Below are 19,404 nucleotides of genomic sequence, written 5' to 3' on the forward strand. Positions count from 1 at the left end.
TCCGGATGATGGACGTCCAAATGGAGAAGCTGCATCCTGCCTGAAAAACGCCGTCTGCGCCTGCTCAACCGTGCCGGCGGGCAAAATCGCTCATGAATTCGACCAGCGCCTCGACGGCCGCCAGCGGCACCGCGTTGTACAGCGAGGCGCGCATGCCACCCAGCGCCTTGTGTCCCTTCAGCGCCAGCAGGCCGGTGGCGTCCGACTCCTGCAGGAACGCGGCATCCAGCGCCGTGTCGTGCAGGTCGAAGCGGACGTTCATGCGCGAACGGGCAGCGGGATCGACCGGGTTGCGGTAATAGCCGTCCGAACCGTCGATGGCGCCATACAGCAAGCCGGCCTTGGCCCGATTCAGGTCAGCCATCGCGGCGACGCCGCCCTGCTCCAGCAGCCACTGGAAGGTCAGTCCGGCCAGGTACCAGCCCCAGGTGTTCGGCGTGTTGAGCATGGAGTCGGCGGCAGCGTGTTCGGCGTAGCGGAAGATCCGCGCCATCGGCCGGCCCGCACGCTGCAGCAGGTCGCGACGGATGATCATCACCACCAGGCCGGACGGCCCGATGTTCTTCTGCGCGCCGGCGTAGATCAGCCCGAAACGGCTGACGTCGAGCGGTTCGGACAGGATGTTCGAGGACAGGTCGGCCACCAGCGGCACCGCCTCGCCGACATCGGGGACGTCATGGAATTCGACGCCGTGGATCGTCTCGTTCGGCGTGTAATGCACATAGGCGGCGCGCGGATCGAGCTGCCAGCTGTCACGCGGCGGCAGCCTGAGATAGTCGTCCGCGGCGCTGCTGGCCGCCACATTCACCCGCACGTACGCACCGGCTTCGCTGGCGGCCTTGGCGCTCCAGTGTCCGCTGACGATATAGTCGGCGCCGTCGTCCGGGCCGGCCAGGTTCATCGGGATCTGCGCGAAGTGCTGGGTCGCGCCGCCTTGCAGGAACAGCACGGCGTAATCGGCCGGGATCTGCATCAAGCTGCGCAGGTCGGCTTCCGCCTGCGCCGCCATCGCGATGAAGCGCTTGCCGCGGTGCGACTGCTCCATCACCGAGGCGCCACTGCCGTTCCAGTCCAGCAGTTCGCGCTGTGCGCGTTCGAGTACCGCCGGTGGCAAGGCCGCCGGACCGGCGCTGAAGTTCCAGACTCTGCTCACGTGCGCCTGCATCCCGTTGGAAGTGTGTCCGGCATTATGCCGCGGCGCAGCATGGCGCGGTCAACTGCCACGACGCAGGCAGGCTCAGAACCGGATCAGCAGGACCAGGGCGATGCCGAGGGCCAGCACGGCGGCGGTGACGATCAGCCACCAGACCTCGCTGGTCGGACCCGCCGATTCTTCCGGCAGCGGCTGCGGCCACGATTCGGCCATCACGATCTCCGGCTCCGGCTCCATGCCCGGGCCGTCGATCACGAAGCGATGCATGGCCACGCCGATCTGGTCGCCGGGCAGCAAGGCCAGTTTCTGCACGGCCGTGCCATTGACCCGCAGCGGATGGCGCTCGCAGGCACGCAGGTTTTCCAGCCACAGCTGGCCGCTTTCCCAGAAAATCCGCAGCACCACCACGTCGCCTTGCGGCAACTCCAGCGGGCAATGGCCTGGCGAGCCGAGTTCCAGCCCGCCTTCCAGCGACAGCACCCGGCCAGACAACGGGCCCGCGACGGCGCGCAAGGCCACCGTGCAACGCCCCTGCCCGGAAACCTGCGGCGAGGCGCGCCCCGCGGGGTCCTCGTCGGAACGCAGCAGCATGCGGCAGTCGCCGACACTGATCACGTCGCCCGCGCGCAACAGGGCCTGCTCGCGCACCGGACGGGCGTTGACATGGATGCGATCCGCCGACGGCAGCACCTGCAACACCCAGCCGCGGCGATCCTGATGAATCCGCAGATGTTCGGGCGCCGCCTGGCCGGAGGCCAGCACGAGGTCGTTGTGGGCAGCGCTGCCGATCCGCAACAGCGCCTGCGTCCAGTGAAAGTCTTCACGGGCCGCATTGGGAAATTCGATACGCATGGATGAACCGGTCAAAGGACCGCGAAACTCTATCATGTGACCCCGTGCCTTAAGATGCGCCTGCAGACGCCACCCCATCCCCGGAATCCCCATGCCCAAGATCGACATCCGCCGTCCCCACCAGCTTTCGATCGCCGAAGCCCGTTCCGTGGTCGAACAGGTCGCCGCGCGCATGCACGAAAAGTTCGGCATGGAAGGCCGCTGGCAGGACGATACCCTGCTGTTCTCGCGCCCCGGCGTCACCGGCTCCATCGCGGTAGCCGGCGATGCGATCCAGGTCAAGGCGGAGCTGGGCCTGATGTTGGCCCCACTCAAGGGCATGGTCGAGCAGGAAATCCGGCGCAAGCTGGACGAGCATTTCAGCTGATCCGCCCCGGCGTTCCGCCTGCTTGATGATTCTTTAACCAGCCGCTCTTTCGTGGCATAATCGTCGGCTTACGCGGCCATGACGGCTGCGCGTGAACCCCGGAACACATGGCCAAAGACGACGTCATCGAAATGGAAGGCACGGTCCAGGAGACCCTGCCCAACACCATGTTTCGCGTACAACTCGAGAATGGGCACGTCATCATCGCCCACATCTCCGGTCGCATGCGCAAGCACTACATCCGCATTCTCACGGGCGACAAGGTCAAGATCGAGATGACCCCGTACGACCTGAGCAAGGGACGCATCACCTACCGCATGAAGTAAAGCGGTCGTGCCACTGCCTTGATGCAGTGAACGCGTGATGAGGTGCCAGACATGACAAAGGCGGCGCAATGCGCCGCCTTTGCTTTGCCCGTCATTCGGGCTTTGGGCTACTCGACCACCGCCGGCACCTGCTCGGCCGCCTGGCAATCGACCTTCAGCTCGCCATCGGCGACGCTGAGCCGCACCACGCCGCCGTCGGCCAGCTTGCCGAACAGCAGCTCGTCGGCCAGCGCGCGCTTCACCTTTTCCTGGATCACACGCGCCATCGGGCGTGCACCCATCTGCGGATCGAAACCGTGCTCGGCCAGCCAGCGGCGGGCGTCGGCGTCCACGTCCAGGCTCACCCGCTTCTCGGTCAGCTGGCTTTCCAGTTCGATCAGGAACTTGTCCACCACGCGCAGGATGTGTTCGAAATCCAGCGCGCCGAACTGGATGATCGCGTCCAGCCGATTGCGGAACTCCGGCGTGAAGATGCGGCGGATCACTTCCATCGCGTCCGATTCGTGCTTCTGCTCGACGAAGCCCATGCTGCGCCGTGCCGCGATCGCCGCGCCGGCGTTGGTGGTCATCACCACCACCACGTTCTTGAAGTTCGCCTCGCGGCCGTTGGTGTCGGTCAGCACGCCGCGGTCCATCACCTGCAACAGGATGTTGAACACGTCCGGGTGCGCCTTCTCGATCTCGTCCAGCAGCAACACCGCGTGCGGATGCTTGGTCACCGCTTCGGTCAGCAGGCCACCCTGGTCGAAACCGACGTAGCCCGGAGGCGCGCCAACCAGGCGCGACACCGAATGGCCTTCCATGTATTCGGACATGTCGAAGCGGATCATCTCGATGCCCAGCTGCATCGCCAACTGCTTGGTCACCTCGGTCTTGCCCACGCCGGTGGGGCCGGCCAGCAGGAAGCAGCCGATCGGCTTGGACGGATCGGCCAGGCCCGAACGGGCCATCTTGATCGATGCGGACAGCGCCTCGATCGCCTGGTCCTGGCCGAACACGACCATCTTCAGATTGCGCTCGAGGTTGCGCAGCACGTCGCGGTCGGAGGCGGACACCTGCTTGGCCGGAATGCGCGCCATCTTGGCCACGATGTACTCGACCTCGCTGACGTCCACCGTGCCGGTGCGCTGTTCCTCGGGCAGCAGCCGCTGGCGTGCGCCGGCCTCGTCGATCACGTCGATCGCCTTGTCCGGCAGCAGCCGGTCGGGGATGTGCTTGACCGAAAGGTCCACCGCGGCCTTCAGCGCCTCGTTGGTATAAGCGACGTGGTGGTGTTCCTCGAAGCGCGAGCGCAGGCCCTTGAGGATCTCGATGCTGTCGGCCACGGTGGGCTCGACCACGTCGATCTTCTGGAAGCGGCGGGCCAGCGCGCGGTCCTTCTCGAACACGCCGCGGTATTCCTGGAACGTGGTCGAACCGATGCAGCGCAGTTCGCCCGAAGCCAGCATCGGCTTGATCAGGTTCGACGCGTCCATGGTGCCGCCCGACGCCGAACCGGCGCCGATGATGGTGTGGATCTCGTCGATGAACAGGATAGCGCCCGGCTGCTTCTTCAGCTGCGCGATCACGCCCTTCAGGCGCTTCTCGAAATCGCCGCGGTACTTGGTGCCGGCCACCAGCGCGCCCAGGTCCAGCGACCAGATGGTGGCGTCTTCCAGCACCTCGGGCACTTCGCCGTCGACGATGCGCTTGGCCAGGCCCTCGGCCAGCGCGGTCTTGCCCACGCCGGCCTCGCCCACGTACAGCGGGTTGTTCTTGCGCCGGCGGCACAGCACCTGGATGGTGCGCTCGATCTCGTCGGTGCGGCCGATCAGCGGGTCGATCTTGCCTTCCAGCGCCAGCTCGTTGAGGTTGCTGGCGAACTCCTGCAGCGGGTTGCCCTTCGGCTCGCCGCCCTCCTCGCCCTCGCGCTCGCCGCCGGCCACGCCGGCAGCCGGCTCGTCGCCGATCTTGGCGATGCCGTGCGAGATGTAGTTGACCACGTCGAGCCGGGTGATCTCCTGCTGGTGCATGAAATACACCGCGTGCGAATCCTTTTCGCCGAAGATCGCCACCAGCACGTTCGCGCCGGTGACCTCCTTCCGCCCGGAGGATTGCACGTGGTAAACCGCCCGTTGCAGCACGCGCTGGAAGCCCAGCGTCGGTTGCGTGTCGCGCTCGTCGCCCGCCGGCAGCACCGGAACCGTTTCACCGATGATGCGCTCCAGGTCGGCCGACAGGCGCGGCAGGTCCACGCCGCAGGCGCGCAGGGCGCCGAGCGCGGACTGGTTTTCGGTGAGGGCGAGCAATAGGTGCTCGACCGTCATGAACTCGTGGCGTTGTTCACGGGCCTGCTTGTAGCAATGGCCGATGGTGACTTCCAGATCCTTGCTGAACATTCGGATCGTCTCCGCTTTGCAGTGGGAGCGGCCTTCAACGCCGCAATGAGCACGAAATGGGGTCGCTCAGAGCTTTTCCATAGTGCACAACAACGGGTGCTGATGGGAGCGTGAATATTCGTTGACGTGGGTAACCTTGGTTTCCGCCACCTCGCGGGTGAAGACGCCGCAGACGCCACGCCCGCGGGTATGCACGTGCAGCATCACCTGCACCGCCTGTTCCTGGTCGAGGTTGAAAAAGCTGCGCAGCACCTCGACAACGAAATCCATCGGAGTGAAATCGTCGTTCAGCAGCAGCACCTGGAACAGCGGGGGCCGCGCCACCTCGGGTTTCGCGGTTTCCAGCGCCAGGCCGCGGCCGCTGTCGTGCTCATGTTCGGGTTCGTGGGCCATGTTGGTCAGGGTCGTTTCTCTGGTTCGAAGTATACGCCGCGGCGGATGCGTCCCTGCCGCAACGGTGCGTCAGCAGAGGTGATGGCACAATGGGCACTTTTCCACCCCGGTATTGCCTGTCCATGGCCGATTCCTCCCCCAACTCCGATATCTGGCGTCCGCACGTCACCGTGGCCTGCGTGGTGGCCAGGGGCGAACGCTATCTGATGGTGGAGGAAGAAGTGGCCGGGCGACTGGTCTACAACCAGCCGGCCGGCCACCTGGATGACCACGAAAGCCTCGCCCAGGCCGCCCTGCGCGAAACCCTGGAGGAAACCGGCTGGACGGTGGAACTGCAGCACCTGATCGGCGTGCACCAGTGGCGCAGCACCGAGCATGGCGACGCGGTGGTCCGCTTCAGCTTCGCCGCTCGCGCGATCAGCCATGATCCCGACCGCCCGCTGGACAGCGACATCCGCCGCGCGCTGTGGCTGACCCGCGAGGAGATCGCCGCGCTGGGCAAGCGCCTGCGCAGCCCGATGATCCTGCAAAGCATCGACCTGTGGCTGGGCGGCCAGCGGCTTCCGCTGGATATCCTGAGCCACCTGCCCGAAGGCGAGCCGTCGTGAAGGTGATGCTGGGCATTTCCGGCGGCGTCGACTCGTCGGTGGCCGCCTTGCTGCTGCAGCAGGCCGGCTACGAGGTCGAGGGCCTGTTCATGCAGAACTGGGAAGAGGACGAACGCTCCGGCCCGTGCACCACCGACGCCGACCGCAAGGACGCCGTGGCGGTGTGCGGGCGCCTGGGCATTCCGTTCCACGCGCGCAACTTCGCCGGCGAATACTGGGATGGCGTGTTCGAGCATTTCCTGGCCGAGTATCGCGCCGGGCGCACGCCGAACCCCGACGTGCTGTGCAATCGCGAGATCAAGTTCAAGACCTTTCTCGACGAAGCGCACGCGCTGGGCGCCGAGAAGATCGCCACCGGCCATTACGCCCGGGTCGACTGCGTGGACGGCCGTTACCGCCTGTTGCGTGCGGTGGACGCGGCCAAGGACCAGAGCTATTTCCTGCATGCGCTGGGCCAGCAGCAACTGGCTGCCACGCTGTTCCCGCTGGGCGAGCTGCAGAAGCCCCGCGTGCGCGAACTGGCCCGCGAGGCCCACCTGCCCACCCATGCCAAGAAGGATTCCACCGGCATCTGCTTCATCGGCGAGCGCGACTTCCGCGGCTTCCTGTCGCAATACATACCCGCCCGCCCCGGCGAGATGCGCAGCCCCGACGGCGAGCTGATCGGCGAACACGACGGGGTGATGTATTACACCCTGGGCCAGCGCAACGGGCTGGGCATCGGCGGCCGCCATGGCGCCGCCAGCGAGCCCTGGTACGTGGTCGGCAAGGACGTGGCAGCGAACGTGCTGTATGTCGCCCAGGGCGGCGAGAACCGCTGGCTGCATTCGCGACGATTGCGCTCGGAGGCACCCACCTGGGTCGATGGCCACCCGCCCGCAGACGAGTTCCGCTGCACCGCCCGCACCCGTTATCGGCAGGCCGACCAGGCCTGCACGGTCAGCGTGACCGCCACCGGACTGGACATCCACTTCGACGACGCCCAGCGCGCCGTCACCCCCGGACAGTCGGTCGTCCTCTACGATGGCGAGGTCTGCCTCGGCGGCGCAGTGATCGCCGCCACCGACGCAGCCTACGGCGGCCTGCTGCCGGCGTTCGCCTCCCCTTCCCCTGCAAGAGTGGCTCCAACCCGTGCTTGAAACTTTTTCCATGACCGAAGAGCGTGTGCTTGCCCTGGCCGGCCTGTTTCAGGCCTGCGCGCTGGCCCAGCAACTGGCCAATGACGGGCGTTGCGACGAAGGCGCGATGGAAGCCAGCGTGGCCAGCGTGTTCCGCATCGATGCGCCCTCCGTGGTCGCCGTGTACGGCGACGCCGCGAACGTGCGGCTCGGCCTGCGCACGCTGATCGCGCAACTCGACGAAACCGGCCGCGACATGGCGGTGACGCGCATGACCGTCACCGTGATGCGGCTGGAGCGCAGCCTGGCCGCACGTCCGGACCTGCTGGAGAAACTGCAGCAGGGCATCATCGCCGCGCAGCGGCAGGTCGAGCACTTCGGCCAGGATTCCAGCCAGGTCAACAGCCGGCTGGCCGAGCTGTACGCCTCCACCCTGTCGATCCTCAACCCGCGGGTGATGGTCAGCGGCAACCCGCAACAGCTGCAGCTGCCCAGCGTGGTGGAAAAGGTCCGCACCAACCTGCTCGCCGCGATGCGTTCGGCGGTGCTGTGGCGGCAACTGGGCGGACGCCAGTGGCAGCTGCTGCTGTACCGGCGCCAGTGCAGCATGCTGGCGCGCGGCCTGCTGACCGGGGCCACGCTGGATCGGCGCTGACCGCAGGTTTTCGCTCGGCGGAAAAGCAAACGGCGGGCAAAGCCCGCCGTTTTCCTTCCCTGGGTGAAACTCCCTTGCTATAACCCTATGCGCTGTCCCGTGCGCTTCGCCGTCCGCAGGGCCGCAGTATGCCGCGGCCGTGTGACAGTTTTAGAACCGCACCTCGCCGAACACGCCGATCTCGTTGGTCTTCACGTTCTGCACGTGCAGCGGTGCCGGCGTACCCACCGACTTGTCCGCCTTCTCGTGCTTCCACACGCCAGCGAGCTTGAAGCCCTTGGTCACCTGGAACTCGACGCCGGCGTTGTAGTAGACATCCTTGTTGGCGCTGTCCAGGGTCTTGCTGAGCTTGGCATTGTCGTAACGGGCGAACAGATTGACGCCATCGGCGATCGCCACGCTGCCCCACACCGAGTAGCCGTCGGCCTTGTCCGTCGCCGTGGTCAGCACGTTGTTCCAGTTCCTGGCGGTGAAATACTCGGCGCCGAGACGGAACGCGTCGCTGGCGTAGGCCACCATCAGGTCGCCGCGCTGGGCGGTGTTCTGCGCGTCGGTCAACTGGGTTTCCTGACCACGGTGGCCACTGTAGCCACCGACGGCCACGACCATGTTCTCGAACGGCACGAAGCCCACGCGACCCTCGACGTCCACGCCCTTGCTGCGGCCCGGGTTCTTGTAGCCGTTGCCGTTGACCACGGACACCGCGTAGTTGAGCGACTTCCCGGCACCGATCTCGCCGCCCAGATGCAGGCCCCAGTCCGCCGAGTTGCCGTACTTCAGGCGGTCGGTCGTGGTGGGTTCCACGTAGCGGAAGCCATAGTAATTCTCGACGAACGGAATCCACGGCATGTCGGTCGAACCGATGCGGAACACGGCGGCCTGGTCGAACTTGCCCTGCACGTACGCCTTCTTGACGAACAGGTTGGTTTCGCCATCGTTGCTGACGTAGTTGAAGTCGGTGGTCAGGCTCATCGACCAGATGTCGTTGAACTTGTGGTCGACGCCGAGGTAGAAGCGCTTCACGTCGATGCCGAGGCCGGACGCATTGGTCTTGCCGGTGTCGCTGTTCTTCTGATCGATGCTGGTGACATCGAAGTACATTCTTCCGGACAACGTGGTGTTGTTGACCGCCTTTTCCAGTGCCGCGAACTTCTTGTCGCTGGCGGCCGTCACGTTGGTCGCCTTCTCCACCGCCTGGCCGGTGCTGACATTGATTTCGGATTGCGCGTCGGTGCGCTGTTCCAGTTCGTCCACCTTGGCCTGCAACGCGCTCAACTGAGCCTTGAGGAGCTCGACTTCGCTGCTGCTGGCAGCCGTGGTCGTCCGCTGCGGCGCCGCGGCGGCCGTGAAGCTGCTGACGCCCAGGCCAGCGGCGATCGCTACCGCAATCAATTTGGAACGCATGTCATTACTCCGAAAGTTGATGGGAAAATCTCGATCGCCCCCTCGATCCGATGGCCGGCTAGCGATTCGTTAACAAGTTTGCCCAGCGATTTTTACCGTTGAATGCCGCTTTCATGACACCACCATGACAGCCGCGCCTTGCTCCGCCGCCTCATGCCGCGCAGCACGACTGATATGCTTCGCCGATGGAAATCCCCAACAACAGCGCCGCGCCACGCATGGCCGAACGGTTCCGCGGCTTTTTGCCGGTAGTGGTCGACGTGGAAACCGGCGGCTTCGACGCCGAACATGATGCACTGCTCGAAATCGCCGCCGTGCCCCTGTGCATGGACGCAGACGGCTTCCTGCAACGGCAGCCTACGGTATCCACGCACGTCGAGCCCTTCCCCGGCGCCAACCTCGACCCGCGTTCGCTGGAGATCACCGGCATCGATCCGAGCAATCCGCTGCGCGGCGCACTGGCCGAGCGGCAGGCACTGGACCTCATCTTCCATGCAGTGCGCGAAGCGGTGCGCGGGGCCGGCTGCCAGCGGGCGATCCTGGTCGGCCACAACGCCGCGTTCGACCTGGGCTTCCTCAACCAGGCGGTGAAACGCTGCGGACACAAGCGCAATCCGTTCCATCCGTTCAGCTGCTTCGACACGGTCAGCCTGGGCGGACTTGCCTATGGCCAGACTGTGCTGAGCAAGGCCGTGCTCGCCGCCGGTCATGCGTTCGACAGCCGCGAAGCCCATTCCGCCGTCTACGACACCGAACGCACCGCCGACCTGTTCTGCAGCGTGGTCAACCGCTGGCGCCAGCTGGAGCTGTTCGAACAGGCGCATGTCGGGCTGGGCGTGGGCTGAGGCGAGAACGGGGAACGGGGAACGGCAGAGCATCGCCGCTGTCGCTTTCGGTCTCTGATCACCGTTCCCCACCCATGTCATCTTCCTGAAACATTCATTTCATCCAATGGCAACACGAAGAGCCTGAAATGGCGGGGTCGCATCCGACCTCACTCGATAGGAGCTACCGTCTTGACCATCCGCAACTTACCTGTCCGATTCGCCGCCGTCGCCACCCTGGCCGTGGCCTCGACTTTCGGCGCGGCCGCCGCGCAGGCCACCGACATCACCGGCGCCGGCTCCAGCTTCGTCTACCCGGTCATGTCCAAGTGGTCGGCTGCGTATGCCGAGAAGACCGGCAACCGCCTGAACTACCAGTCGGTCGGCTCCGGCGCCGGCATCGCGCAGATCAAGGAAGGCACCATCGACTTCGGCGCTTCCGACGCCCCGATGAAGGCGGAAGACCTGCAGAAATACGGCCTGGGCCAGTTCCCGATCGTGGTCGGCGGCATCGTGCCGGTGGTCAACATTGCCGGTGTGCAGGCTGACCAGGTCAAGCTGGACGGCGCCACCCTGGCCGACATCTTCCTGGGCAAGATCACCAACTGGAACGACCCGAAGATCGCCGCGCTGAACGCCGGCCTGGCCCTGCCCGCCGGCAAGATCACCGTGGTGCATCGTTCGGACGGTTCGGGCACCTCCTTCAACTTCACCAACTACCTGTCCAAGGTCAGCAATGAATGGGCGACCAAGGTGAAGTTCGGCACGGCGGTTGAATGGCCGACCGGCGTGGGCGGCAAGGGCAATGAAGGCGTGTCGCAGTACGTGCGTCAGATCAAGGGCTCGATCGGCTACGTCGAATACGCCTACGCGGTGAAGAACAAGCTCGCCTGGGTCGACCTGCAGAATGCCAGCGGCAACTTCATGAAGCCGAGCGCCGAGGCCTTCGCTGCTGCCGCCGCCACGGCCGACTGGACCAGCGCCAAGGACTTCAACCTGGTCATGACCAATGCACCGGGCGAACAGGCGTGGCCGATCACTGCCACCACCTGGATGATCATGTACAAGTCGCCGAAGAACGCCGGCAACAGCAAGGTCGCCTTCGACTTCTTCAAGTACGCTCTGGAGCATGGCCAGCCGGCAGCCAGCGAACTCGACTACGTGCCGCTGCCGACCGCGCTGGTCAGCAAGATCGAGGCGTATTGGGCTTCCGAATTCAAGCATTGATGGTTTGATCGAAGTCGTTCTCCTCCGGATCGAGTCCGGGGGAGAACGGTGTGGTGAGGTTCACGAGTTCATTCACAGAGTCCCGCATGACCACTGCCTCCACCACCGACATCCTGGAACAGCGCAGCCGCCGCGACGCCCGTCACGAGCGGCTGTTTCGCTGGCTGCTGAAGGGCTGCGCGCTGATCGTGCTGGCGGCCCTGCTCGGTGCCGCGGGTGCCACGCTGTGGGGTGGCCGCGAGGCGTTTGCCACGTTTGGCTGGCACTTCCTGATCAGCTCGGAATGGGACCCGGGCAACGACGTCTACGGTGCGCTGGTGCCGGTCTACGGCACCCTCGCCACCTCGTTCATCGCGTTGGCTGTAGCCGTACCGATCAGCTTCGGCATCGCCGTCTATCTGTCCGAAGTCGCGCCGACCTGGTTGCGTACGCCGATTGCCTCGGCGATCGAGCTGCTGGCCGGCATTCCCTCGATCATCTACGGCATGTGGGGGCTTTTCATCTTCGCCCCGTTCTTCGCCGAACATATCAAGCCGTGGTTGACCAACAATCTCGGCAACAAGCCCGAAGACGGCCAGCTGTCGTGGGTGGCCGAACACGTGCCCTTCGTGGGCAAGCTGTTCGGCAGCGACTATCCGTTCGGCGCCAGCATCCTGGTGGCCGGCATCGTGCTGGCGATCATGATCATTCCGTTCATCTCCTCGGTGATGCGCGAGGTGTTCCAGACCGTGCCGACCCGGCTGAAGGAATCAGCCTATGCGCTGGGCTCCAGCACCTGGGAGGTGTCGTGGGACATCGTGCTGCCATACACCCGTTCGGCGGTGATCGGCGGCATCTTCCTCGGCCTCGGCCGCGCGCTGGGCGAAACCATGGCGGTGACCTTCGTGCTCGGCAACGCGATGCACCTGTCGGCGTCGCTGCTTGATCCGGGCACCTCGATCGCCTCGACCATCGCCAACCAGTTCAGTGAAGCAGCGGGCCTGCAGAAGTCCTCGCTGATGGCACTGGCCTTCCTGCTGTTCGTGGTCACCTTCATCGTGCTGCTGATCGCGCGACTGATGTTGCGACGCCTGGCCAGCAAGGAGGGGCGCTGATGAACACCTTGTACCTGCGCCGCCGCATCGCCAACGCGCTGGCGATGGCGCTGAGCCTGCTCGCCACCCTGGTCGGCCTGGCCTTCCTGGCATGGATCCTGTGGGAAACCCTGCGCCAGGGCATCAGCGCGCTGGATCTGAAACTGTTCACGAAGATCACCGCCTATGGCGAGGACGGCGGCCTGCTGAACTCGATGGTCGGCAGCCTGGTGATCAACTTCATCGGCATCGGCATCGCCACGCCGATCGGCGTGCTGGCCGGCACCTGGCTGGCCGAGTACGCGAACCGCACCAAGCTGGGCGAGTCGATCCGCTTCCTCAACGACATCCTGCTGTCCGCGCCGTCGATCGTGATGGGCCTGTTCGTCTACACCATCATCGTGCTGCCCAGCACCGCCCTCACCCATGGCTCGACCACGTTCTCCGGTTTTGCCGGCGGCGTGGCGCTGGCGCTGATCGCACTGCCGGTGATCGTGCGCACCACCGACGAGATGCTGCGGCTGGTGCCATCCACCTTGCGCGAGGCGGCGCTGTCGCTGGGCGTGCCGCAGTGGAAGCTGACCCTGCAGATCCTGATCCGCGCCGCCCGCTCGGGCATCATCACCGGCGTGCTGCTGGCGCTGGCGCGGATCAGCGGCGAGACCGCGCCGCTGCTGTTCACCGCGTTCGGCAACAACTACATGGCCGTCAATCCGCTGGAGAAGATGTCCAGCCTGCCGCAAATCATCTACCAGTATGCCAACGACCCGGGCGACGCGATGCATGCCCTGGCCTGGGCCGGCGCGTTCGTGATCACCATGTTCGTGCTGCTGCTGAGCCTGGCCTCGCGCCTGATCCTTTCACGCACCAAGGTGTCCCATGACTGATTCCGCCCTCGCCACGAACCCGGCGCCGGTGGCGCCCGCAGCGACGGCGGCGCCCAAGATCACCGTGCGCGACCTGCACTTCTACTACAACGGCTTCCATGCGCTGAAAGGCATCAACATGGACATTCCGGAGAAGAAGGTCACCGCGATCATCGGCCCGTCCGGCTGCGGCAAATCCACCCTGCTGCGCATCTTCAACCGCATCTATGCGATCTATCCGAAGCTGGAGGCCAAGGGCGAGATCCTGCTGGACGGCGACAACATCCTCGACCCGCGCTATTCGATGAACCGCCTGCGCAGCAAGGTCGGCATGGTGTTCCAGAAGCCGGTGCCGTTCCCGATGACGATCTTCGAGAACGTGGCCTACGGCATCCGCCACCACGAGAAACTGTCGCGCAAGGACATGGAAGGCCGGGTCGAACAGGCCCTGCGCAACGCCGCGCTGTGGGACGAGGTGAAGGACAAGCTCAAGCAGAACGCGCTCGGCCTCTCCGGTGGCCAGCAGCAGCGTTTGTGCATCGCCCGCGCGATCGCGCTGAAGCCCGAGGTGCTATTGCTGGACGAACCCACCTCGGCGCTGGACCCGATCGCCACCGGCCGCATCGAACAACTGGTGGAGGAACTGAAAAGCCAGTTCACCATCGTCATCGTCACCCACAACATGCAGCAGGCCGCGCGCGTTTCCGACCAGACCGCGTTCATGTACCTGGGCGAGCTGATCGAGTTCGATCGCACCGAAAAGATCTTCACCAAGCCGGGCAAGAAGCAGACCGAGGATTACATCACCGGGCGGTTTGGCTGAGAGCCGGGATCCATCGCGGCGTCATTCCCGCGCACGCGGGAATCCACCTTGACCCGGCTCTTTCGCACGAAAGCGACATGGATTCCCGCCTGCGCGGGAATGACGGCTCAAAAGGCTGATTGAACACTTCGAGGCAACCATGAACACCGGCACCGACCACATCATCAAGAGTTACGACAGCGAATTGACCCGGCTCACCGGCGAGATCGTGCGCATGGGCGAGCTGTCGGTGACCCAGCTGGAAGCGGCCATCGACGTGCTGGAACGCCGCGACGAGCGCGCTGCCCAGCGGGTGGTCGGCAATGACGAGGCGATCGACCAGCTGGAGCACGAGATCGGTCACGACGTGGTGCGCCTGCTGGCGCTGCGTGCACCGATGGCCGGCGACTTGCGCAACGTGTATGCCGCGTTGCGGATTGCGTCGGACATCGAGCGCATCGGCGATTACGCGGCCAACGTGGCGAAACGCTCGATTCCGCTGTCGATGGTGGCGCCGGTCGCCCCGGTCCACGGCCTGAACCACCTGGCCAGGCTGGCCGCCGAGGAAGTACGCGAGGTGCTGGCCGCCTACCGCGACCGCGACGTCGAACGTGCCTACCAGGTGTGGAAGAACGACGTGGTGCTGGACGAGGCCTATACCGGCTACTTCCGCCAGTTGCTGACCTACATGATGGAAGACCCGCGCAACATCACGCCGTGCACCCATCTGCTGTTCATGGCCAAGAACATCGAGCGCATCGGCGACCACGCCACCAACATCGCCGAGAACATCTGGTTCCAGGTCACCGGCGAACCGCTGGACAAGCAGCGCAGCAAGCGCGACCTCACCTCGAGCCCGGAGATCACCAAGCTCGGCGAGTAGGCGTTTGCCTGCTCCTGCTAGCTCGCGGTGAGCTTGAGGCCGACGATGCCGACCAGGATCAGCGCGACGCACAGCAGCCGCGGCAGCGTGGCTGGATCGCCGAACAGCACGATGCCCAGCGCCACCGCGCCGACCGCACCGATGCCGGTCCAGATCGCATACGCGGTGCCGATCGGCAGCGTTTTCACCGCCATCGCCAGCAACACGATGCTGACCGCCATCGCCGCCAGCGTGCCCACCGTGGGCCACAGCCGGGTAAAACCTTCGGTGTACTTGAGGCCGATGGCCCAGACCACTTCGAACAGGCCGGCCAGCAGCAGATAGATCCACGCCATGTGGTGTTCCTCTGTGTATGGCAGGGCCGTCCCCGCGATGGAAAAGTGCGCAGGGTCGTCCCTGCGCACGCCGCCGCTACGGCAGCCCGCGCGTCTCGCGTCGACGCTTGATGCCGCGCACGATGCCGTAGCTGCCGATCAGCAACCAGGCCACCTGCATGATGAACGCCGACAGGTTGAAGCTACCGAAGCCCAACGACAGCATCACGCCGATCGCACCCAGCACGTTCATCAGCTGGTAGACCAGCCCGCTGCCCTGCAGCTTGCGCTCCTGCAGCAGGAAAAACGCCAGCAGCACCAGCGCCACGCCGAGGTAACCGGCCCAGTCGTACCAGAAGAAACTCATCGCTTCGCGCTCCGCTGGCGCAACGCCTCGAACAGCACCACGCCGGTGGCGACGGAGACGTTGAGGCTTTCCATCGCGCCCGGCATCGGGATCTTCGCCACGAAATCGCACAGCTCGCGGGTCAGCCGGCGAATACCCTCGCCTTCACTGCCCAGCACCAGCGCCACCGGCCCCTTGAAGTCGACGCCGTAGATGGTGGTGTCGGTGTCGCCGGCCAGGCCGGTGATCCACACGCCGGCGTCCTTCAGTTCACGCAACGTGCGTGCCAGGTTGGTCACCGCGATCAGCGGCACCCGGTCGGCACCGCCAGCCGAGGCGCGGCGCACCACCGGTGTCAGCCCGACCGCGCGATCCTTCGGCACGATCACCGCGGTGACCTTGGCGGCCGCCGCACTGCGCAGGCAGGCACCGAGGTTGTGCGGATCGGTGACACCGTCCAGCACCAGCACCAGGGCATCGCTGCCGTCGCGCTCCAGCAGGCCGGCCAGGTCGTTCTCGTGCGCCGCGGGCGCGGCTTCATAACGTGCCGCCACGCCCTGGTGGCGCGCTTCGCCGGCATGCTTGTCCAGCTCGTCTCGCGGCCGATGCAGCACTGGGATGTTCAACTTCTTCGCACGTTCGGCCAGCTCAAGCACGCGTGCGTTGCGCTGGCCATTCTCCACCAGCACCTCGCGCACCCGCTCGGCGTCGTTGCTCAACGCGCCTTCGACCGGGTTGATCCCGACGATCCAGCTCTCACTCATGACTTGCCTTTCGGTTTGGGTCGACGCCGGGACTGCTTCTTCGCCGCGGGCGCGGCAGCCGGGGCCTGGCCACGTTTCGAGGAAGCCTCCTTGCGCGGACCACGGGAGGACGGTGCGTCGGCCTTGCGGGCCGGACGCTGCGCGCCGCGTGCCGTTGACGACGAACGCGGCGGCGGATTATCGCTCACCGCCGCCTTGCGTGGAGCCGGTGTTGGCGCAGGCGCGGCAACTTCAACTTCCTTGCGCCCGAACGCGCGACCGATCGCCTTCGCGGCGCGGCCGAACATGCCCGGCGCCTTGGCGGTTGCCGCCGCCTTCTTCGGCAGTGAATAGCGCTCGCCGCTGGCTGCATAGTCGTACGCCTTGCCACTGCCGGTCGGCGGCGTGGCCGGGGTACGCGGTGACACCAGTCGGAAGTCGATCTTGCGGTCCTCCAAGCTGGCGCGCAGTACCTGGATGCGCACGTGGTCACCGAGGCGGAACTGCGCGCCAGTGCGCTCGCCCTTGAGCAATTTGCGGGTGGCGTCGAAGTGGTAGTAGTCGTTGGCGAGCTGGCTGATGTGGACCAGGCCCGACACCTTCGACTCGTCCAGTTCCACGAACAGGCCGAACGAGGTGACGCCGGTGACCACGCCGTCGAACTCGCTGCCGATGTGCTTTTCCATCCACGCGCACTTGAAGCGCTCGTCCACGTCGCGTTCGGCTTCCTCGGCACGGCGCTCGCGCTGCGAACAGTGGATCGCCATCGCCGCCATGTCGCTGGGGCTGTAGGTGTAGTCGGCAGGCTTGCGACCGGTCAGCGCGTAACGGATCGCGCGATGCACCAACAGGTCCGGATAGCGGCGGATCGGCGAGGTGAAGTGCGCGTAGGCGGTGAGCGCCAGGCCGAAGTGGCCGCGGTTGTCGGGCTGGTACGCGGCCATGCTCTGCGAGCGCAGCAGCACGTTCTGGATCAGTTCGCGCTCGGGGCGGTCGTGCACCATGCGCAGGATTTCGGCGAAATCCGCCGGGGTCACCTCGTCGACCGGCGGCATGCGCAGCTTGAACTCGCGCAGGAACTGCTGCAGGTCTTCGTACTTCTCCGCCGGCGGCGGCTCGTGGGCGCGGAACAGCGCGGGGACTTTCTTCTTCTCCAGGAACAGCGCCGCCTGCACGTTGGCGGCGATCATGCATTCCTCGATCAGCTTGTGCGCGTCGTTGCGCTCGGTGGCGCCCATCGACTCGACGCTGCCGCTCTGGTCGAGGCGGAACTTCACTTCCGGTGTCTCGAAGTCGATCGCGCCGCGCCGCTTGCGTTGGCCGGCCATCGCCTTGTACAGCGCGTGCAGGTTTTCCAGCTGCGGCAGCACGTCGGCCACTTCGTGGCGGGCGTCCTTGTCGCGCAGGCCGACCGCCTGCCACACCTTGTCGTAGGTGAGCCGGGCGTGCGACAGCATCACCGCGTCGTAGAACTTCGACTTGGTGACGTTGCCTTCGGCATCGACCAGCATGTCGCAGACCATGCACAGCCGCTCGACGTTCGGGTTCAGCGAGCAGATGCCGTTGGACAGCGTCTCCGGCAGCATCGGCACCACGAAGCCGGGGAAATAGGTCGAGGTGCTGCGCTCGTAGGCCTCGCGATCCAGTGCATTGCCGACCTGCACGTAGTGCGACACGTCGGCGATCGCCACGATCAGCCGCCAGCCACCGCCACGCTTGGGCTCGGCATACACGGCGTCGTCGAAGTCGCGTGCGTCGGCGCCGTCGATGGTCACCAGCGGCAGCTTGCGGATGTCGGTGCGCCCCTCGCGCTCGGCGGCGGTCACCACCGCTTCCACCTGGGCCGCGTCGCGCAGCACTTCGGCCGGCCATTCGTGCGGCAGGTCGTGGCTGGCGATCGCCATCTCCACCACCAGCGATGGCTGCAGGCGTTCGCCCAGCACGGCGCGGATCTCGCCCACCGGACCACGCTGGGCGGTGGGCGGCGCGGTGATCTCGACCACCACGATCTGGCCCGACTTCGCGCCCTGCTCCGTGCCCGGCTTGATCATCACGTCGTGATTGAGGCGGCGGTCGTCGGGCGTCACCAGGGTCACGCCGTCGTCGATCACCACCCGGCCGACCAGTCGCGGCGAACGCCGCTCCAGCACTTCGGCGATCGCGCCCTGCTTGCGGCCGCGGCGGTCGATGCCGACCACGCTGGCCAGCACGCGGTCGCCATGCATCACCGCGCGCATCTGCTGCGGCGACAGGTACAGGTCTTCGCCGCCCTCGTCCGGGCGCAGGAAGCCATAGCCTTCGGCATTGGCCAGCACGCGGCCGGCGATCAGGTCGAGCTTCTGGGTCGGCGCGTAGCCGCCACGGCGGCCAAGCAGCATCTGGCCATCGCGCACCATCGCCCCGAGGCGCTTGCGCAAGGCTTCGAGATCGGTTTCTTCATGGATGCCGAGCGCTTCGGCAATGCGCGCTTCGGTCAGCAGCTCGCCGCGCTCTTCAAGCAGGGCGAGGATCGCCTCGCGGCTGGGGATCGGGCGCGCATAACGCTGCGCCTCGCGATCGGCATGGGGATCACGCACGGCGCCTGCGGCGGCCCGGGTGCGCTTGTCCGGCGTGGATGCAGCGCGCGGTGTCCGCTTGGCGGATTTCTTCGCGGGATGCGAGTCCTGGGGATGGCCGGACTTGGGGGGAGTTTTTCTGGTCACTCAGTATCCTTGTGATGTTTGCGCCGCGGAGAATGCCACGTCGCGAGAGATGGTTGTGAAAAAGTGTTGACAAGCCGTCGGCAGATGCCTAAATTACGCGGCTCACGCAGCTCGCTGAGCAACGTGACACCTGCCCAGGTGGCGGAATTGGTAGACGCACTAGCTTCAGGTGCTAGCGGGGGCAACTCCGTGGAGGTTCGAGTCCTCTCCTGGGCACCAATTGTAAACGAAGGCCCGCAGCGATGCGGGCCTTCGTCTTTTCCGGGTTTGATTAAAGTCAGGAAGGCCGCCTAACAAGGCGGCCTTCGTCTTTTTCAAGTTTGACTAAAGTCAGGAAGGCCGCCCGACAAGGCGGCCTTCGTCTTTCCGG

Annotated in this window: 20 protein-coding genes and 1 tRNA gene; 12 read left to right on the plus strand and 9 right to left on the minus strand. The window is 65.7% G+C overall.

Annotated elements, in window-relative coordinates:
* Nucleotides 1-64 precede the first annotated feature (64 nt).
* Nucleotides 65-1,153, minus strand: a complete 1,089-nt coding sequence (gene serC / locus AC3A56_RS10145) for a 3-phosphoserine/phosphohydroxythreonine transaminase (RefSeq protein WP_487770228.1) — start codon at nt 1,151-1,153, stop codon at nt 65-67.
* Nucleotides 1,154-1,237: 84 nt separating this feature from the next.
* A complete protein-coding gene (locus tag AC3A56_RS10150) occupies nt 1,238-2,005 on the minus strand; it encodes an FHA domain-containing protein (protein ID WP_056764879.1) in 768 nt (255 codons plus the stop codon).
* Nucleotides 2,006-2,096: 91 nt separating this feature from the next.
* Here AC3A56_RS10150 and AC3A56_RS10155 point away from each other — a divergent pair, with 91 nt between their 5' ends.
* A complete protein-coding gene (locus AC3A56_RS10155; RefSeq protein WP_056717548.1) occupies nt 2,097-2,372 on the plus strand; it encodes a polyhydroxyalkanoic acid system family protein in 276 nt (91 codons plus the stop codon).
* A gap of 107 nt (nt 2,373-2,479) precedes the next feature.
* Nucleotides 2,480-2,698 (plus strand): translation initiation factor IF-1, encoded by a 219-nt coding sequence (gene infA, locus AC3A56_RS10160; RefSeq protein ID WP_007508585.1) that lies wholly within the window; start codon nt 2,480-2,482, stop codon nt 2,696-2,698.
* A gap of 107 nt (nt 2,699-2,805) precedes the next feature.
* Here infA and clpA read toward each other — a convergent pair whose 3' ends face one another.
* Both clpA and clpS read right to left on the minus strand, forming a co-directional pair.
* Nucleotides 2,806-5,076 carry an ATP-dependent Clp protease ATP-binding subunit ClpA gene (gene clpA / locus AC3A56_RS10165; protein ID WP_056717549.1) on the minus strand — a complete coding sequence of 757 codons (2,271 nt, stop codon included), beginning with the start codon at nt 5,074-5,076 and terminating at the stop codon, nt 2,806-2,808.
* 66 nt (nt 5,077-5,142) lie between these two features.
* Entirely contained in the window at nt 5,143-5,469 is a 327-nt protein-coding gene (gene clpS / locus AC3A56_RS10170) for an ATP-dependent Clp protease adapter ClpS (protein WP_007808959.1), read from the minus strand.
* A 122-nt stretch (nt 5,470-5,591) separates the two neighbouring features.
* On the opposite strand from clpS, the gene AC3A56_RS10175 reads away from it, so the two are divergent.
* The 3 genes from AC3A56_RS10175 to hflD are packed head-to-tail and all read left to right on the plus strand — an operon-like array spanning nt 5,592 to nt 7,850.
* Nucleotides 5,592-6,077 carry an NUDIX hydrolase gene (locus AC3A56_RS10175; protein WP_487770229.1) on the plus strand — a complete coding sequence of 162 codons (486 nt, stop codon included), beginning with the start codon at nt 5,592-5,594 and terminating at the stop codon, nt 6,075-6,077.
* The gene (mnmA, locus tag AC3A56_RS10180) at nt 6,074-7,216 is read left to right on the plus strand and encodes a tRNA 2-thiouridine(34) synthase MnmA (RefSeq protein WP_487770230.1); all 1,143 of its coding nucleotides are present in this window, start codon (nt 6,074-6,076) and stop codon (nt 7,214-7,216) included. The genes AC3A56_RS10175 and mnmA overlap by 4 nt, the downstream gene beginning before the upstream one ends.
* 10 nt (nt 7,217-7,226) lie before the next feature.
* Entirely contained in the window at nt 7,227-7,850 is a 624-nt protein-coding gene (hflD, locus tag AC3A56_RS10185) for a high frequency lysogenization protein HflD (protein WP_056717552.1), read from the plus strand.
* A 150-nt stretch (nt 7,851-8,000) separates the two neighbouring features.
* On the opposite strand, the gene AC3A56_RS10190 is transcribed toward hflD, so the two are convergent.
* Complete coding sequence (locus tag AC3A56_RS10190) at nt 8,001-9,254, minus strand: porin (RefSeq protein WP_056717553.1); 1,254 nt, start codon at nt 9,252-9,254, stop codon at nt 8,001-8,003.
* 185 nt (nt 9,255-9,439) lie between these two features.
* Here AC3A56_RS10190 and rnt point away from each other — a divergent pair, with 185 nt between their 5' ends.
* The 6 genes from rnt to phoU all read left to right on the plus strand — a co-directional run bounded on the left by rnt (nt 9,440) and on the right by phoU (nt 14,929).
* On the plus strand, nt 9,440-10,099 hold the full coding sequence (gene rnt, locus AC3A56_RS10195) for a ribonuclease T (protein WP_487770231.1): 660 nt from the start codon (nt 9,440-9,442) through the stop codon (nt 10,097-10,099).
* A 171-nt stretch (nt 10,100-10,270) separates the two neighbouring features.
* The gene (gene pstS / locus AC3A56_RS10200; protein ID WP_487770232.1) at nt 10,271-11,305 is read left to right on the plus strand and encodes a phosphate ABC transporter substrate-binding protein PstS; all 1,035 of its coding nucleotides are present in this window, start codon (nt 10,271-10,273) and stop codon (nt 11,303-11,305) included.
* Between the two features lie 86 nt (nt 11,306-11,391).
* On the plus strand, nt 11,392-12,399 hold the full coding sequence (pstC, locus tag AC3A56_RS10205; RefSeq protein WP_487770233.1) for a phosphate ABC transporter permease subunit PstC: 1,008 nt from the start codon (nt 11,392-11,394) through the stop codon (nt 12,397-12,399).
* Nucleotides 12,399-13,265, plus strand: a complete 867-nt coding sequence (gene pstA, locus AC3A56_RS10210; protein ID WP_056717557.1) for a phosphate ABC transporter permease PstA — start codon at nt 12,399-12,401, stop codon at nt 13,263-13,265. The genes pstC and pstA overlap by 1 nt, the downstream gene beginning before the upstream one ends.
* Nucleotides 13,258-14,067: a phosphate ABC transporter ATP-binding protein PstB gene (gene pstB / locus AC3A56_RS10215; RefSeq protein WP_487770234.1), complete on the plus strand. Its 810-nt coding sequence runs from the start codon at nt 13,258-13,260 to the stop codon at nt 14,065-14,067. The genes pstA and pstB overlap by 8 nt, the downstream gene beginning before the upstream one ends.
* Nucleotides 14,068-14,206: 139 nt before the next feature.
* Complete coding sequence (gene phoU, locus AC3A56_RS10220; protein WP_487770235.1) at nt 14,207-14,929, plus strand: phosphate signaling complex protein PhoU; 723 nt, start codon at nt 14,207-14,209, stop codon at nt 14,927-14,929.
* A 17-nt stretch (nt 14,930-14,946) separates the two neighbouring features.
* Here phoU and sugE read toward each other — a convergent pair whose 3' ends face one another.
* The 4 genes from sugE to rnr all read right to left on the minus strand — a co-directional run bounded on the left by sugE (nt 14,947) and on the right by rnr (nt 18,908).
* On the minus strand, nt 14,947-15,264 hold the full coding sequence (sugE, locus tag AC3A56_RS10225; protein ID WP_056717560.1) for a quaternary ammonium compound efflux SMR transporter SugE: 318 nt from the start codon (nt 15,262-15,264) through the stop codon (nt 14,947-14,949).
* Between the two features lie 76 nt (nt 15,265-15,340).
* A complete protein-coding gene (locus AC3A56_RS10230; RefSeq protein ID WP_204108748.1) occupies nt 15,341-15,610 on the minus strand; it encodes a CBU_0592 family membrane protein in 270 nt (89 codons plus the stop codon).
* Nucleotides 15,607-16,353 carry a 23S rRNA (guanosine(2251)-2'-O)-methyltransferase RlmB gene (gene rlmB / locus AC3A56_RS10235; RefSeq protein WP_487770236.1) on the minus strand — a complete coding sequence of 249 codons (747 nt, stop codon included), beginning with the start codon at nt 16,351-16,353 and terminating at the stop codon, nt 15,607-15,609. The genes AC3A56_RS10230 and rlmB overlap by 4 nt, the downstream gene beginning before the upstream one ends.
* Complete coding sequence (gene rnr, locus AC3A56_RS10240) at nt 16,350-18,908, minus strand: ribonuclease R (RefSeq protein WP_487770293.1); 2,559 nt, start codon at nt 18,906-18,908, stop codon at nt 16,350-16,352. Before rnr ends, rlmB begins: the two co-directional genes overlap by 4 nt.
* A gap of 258 nt (nt 18,909-19,166) precedes the next feature.
* Between rnr and AC3A56_RS10245 the strand changes: the two genes are divergently transcribed.
* Nucleotides 19,167-19,253, plus strand: a tRNA-Leu gene (locus tag AC3A56_RS10245).
* Nucleotides 19,254-19,404: the final 151 nt, after the last annotated feature.

Source organism: Rhodanobacter sp. Soil_C_14 (assembly GCF_057657335.1).

Coding starts and splice junctions, on each gene's coding strand:
- AC3A56_RS10150 (WP_056764879.1), bottom strand. CDS start 2,005: ATGCGTATCGAATTTCCCAATGCGGCCCGTGAAGACTTTCACTGGACG.
- AC3A56_RS10155 (WP_056717548.1), top strand. CDS start 2,097: ATGCCCAAGATCGACATCCGCCGTCCCCACCAGCTTTCGATCGCCGAA.
- infA (WP_007508585.1), top strand. CDS start 2,480: ATGGCCAAAGACGACGTCATCGAAATGGAAGGCACGGTCCAGGAGACC.
- clpA (WP_056717549.1), bottom strand. CDS start 5,076: ATGTTCAGCAAGGATCTGGAAGTCACCATCGGCCATTGCTACAAGCAG.
- clpS (WP_007808959.1), bottom strand. CDS start 5,469: ATGGCCCACGAACCCGAACATGAGCACGACAGCGGCCGCGGCCTGGCG.
- AC3A56_RS10175 (WP_487770229.1), top strand. CDS start 5,592: ATGGCCGATTCCTCCCCCAACTCCGATATCTGGCGTCCGCACGTCACC.
- hflD (WP_056717552.1), top strand. CDS start 7,227: ATGACCGAAGAGCGTGTGCTTGCCCTGGCCGGCCTGTTTCAGGCCTGC.
- AC3A56_RS10190 (WP_056717553.1), bottom strand. CDS start 9,254: ATGCGTTCCAAATTGATTGCGGTAGCGATCGCCGCTGGCCTGGGCGTC.
- rnt (WP_487770231.1), top strand. CDS start 9,440: ATGGAAATCCCCAACAACAGCGCCGCGCCACGCATGGCCGAACGGTTC.
- pstC (WP_487770233.1), top strand. CDS start 11,392: ATGACCACTGCCTCCACCACCGACATCCTGGAACAGCGCAGCCGCCGC.
- pstA (WP_056717557.1), top strand. CDS start 12,399: ATGAACACCTTGTACCTGCGCCGCCGCATCGCCAACGCGCTGGCGATG.
- pstB (WP_487770234.1), top strand. CDS start 13,258: ATGACTGATTCCGCCCTCGCCACGAACCCGGCGCCGGTGGCGCCCGCA.
- phoU (WP_487770235.1), top strand. CDS start 14,207: ATGAACACCGGCACCGACCACATCATCAAGAGTTACGACAGCGAATTG.
- sugE (WP_056717560.1), bottom strand. CDS start 15,264: ATGGCGTGGATCTATCTGCTGCTGGCCGGCCTGTTCGAAGTGGTCTGG.
- AC3A56_RS10230 (WP_204108748.1), bottom strand. CDS start 15,610: ATGAGTTTCTTCTGGTACGACTGGGCCGGTTACCTCGGCGTGGCGCTG.
- rlmB (WP_487770236.1), bottom strand. CDS start 16,353: ATGAGTGAGAGCTGGATCGTCGGGATCAACCCGGTCGAAGGCGCGTTG.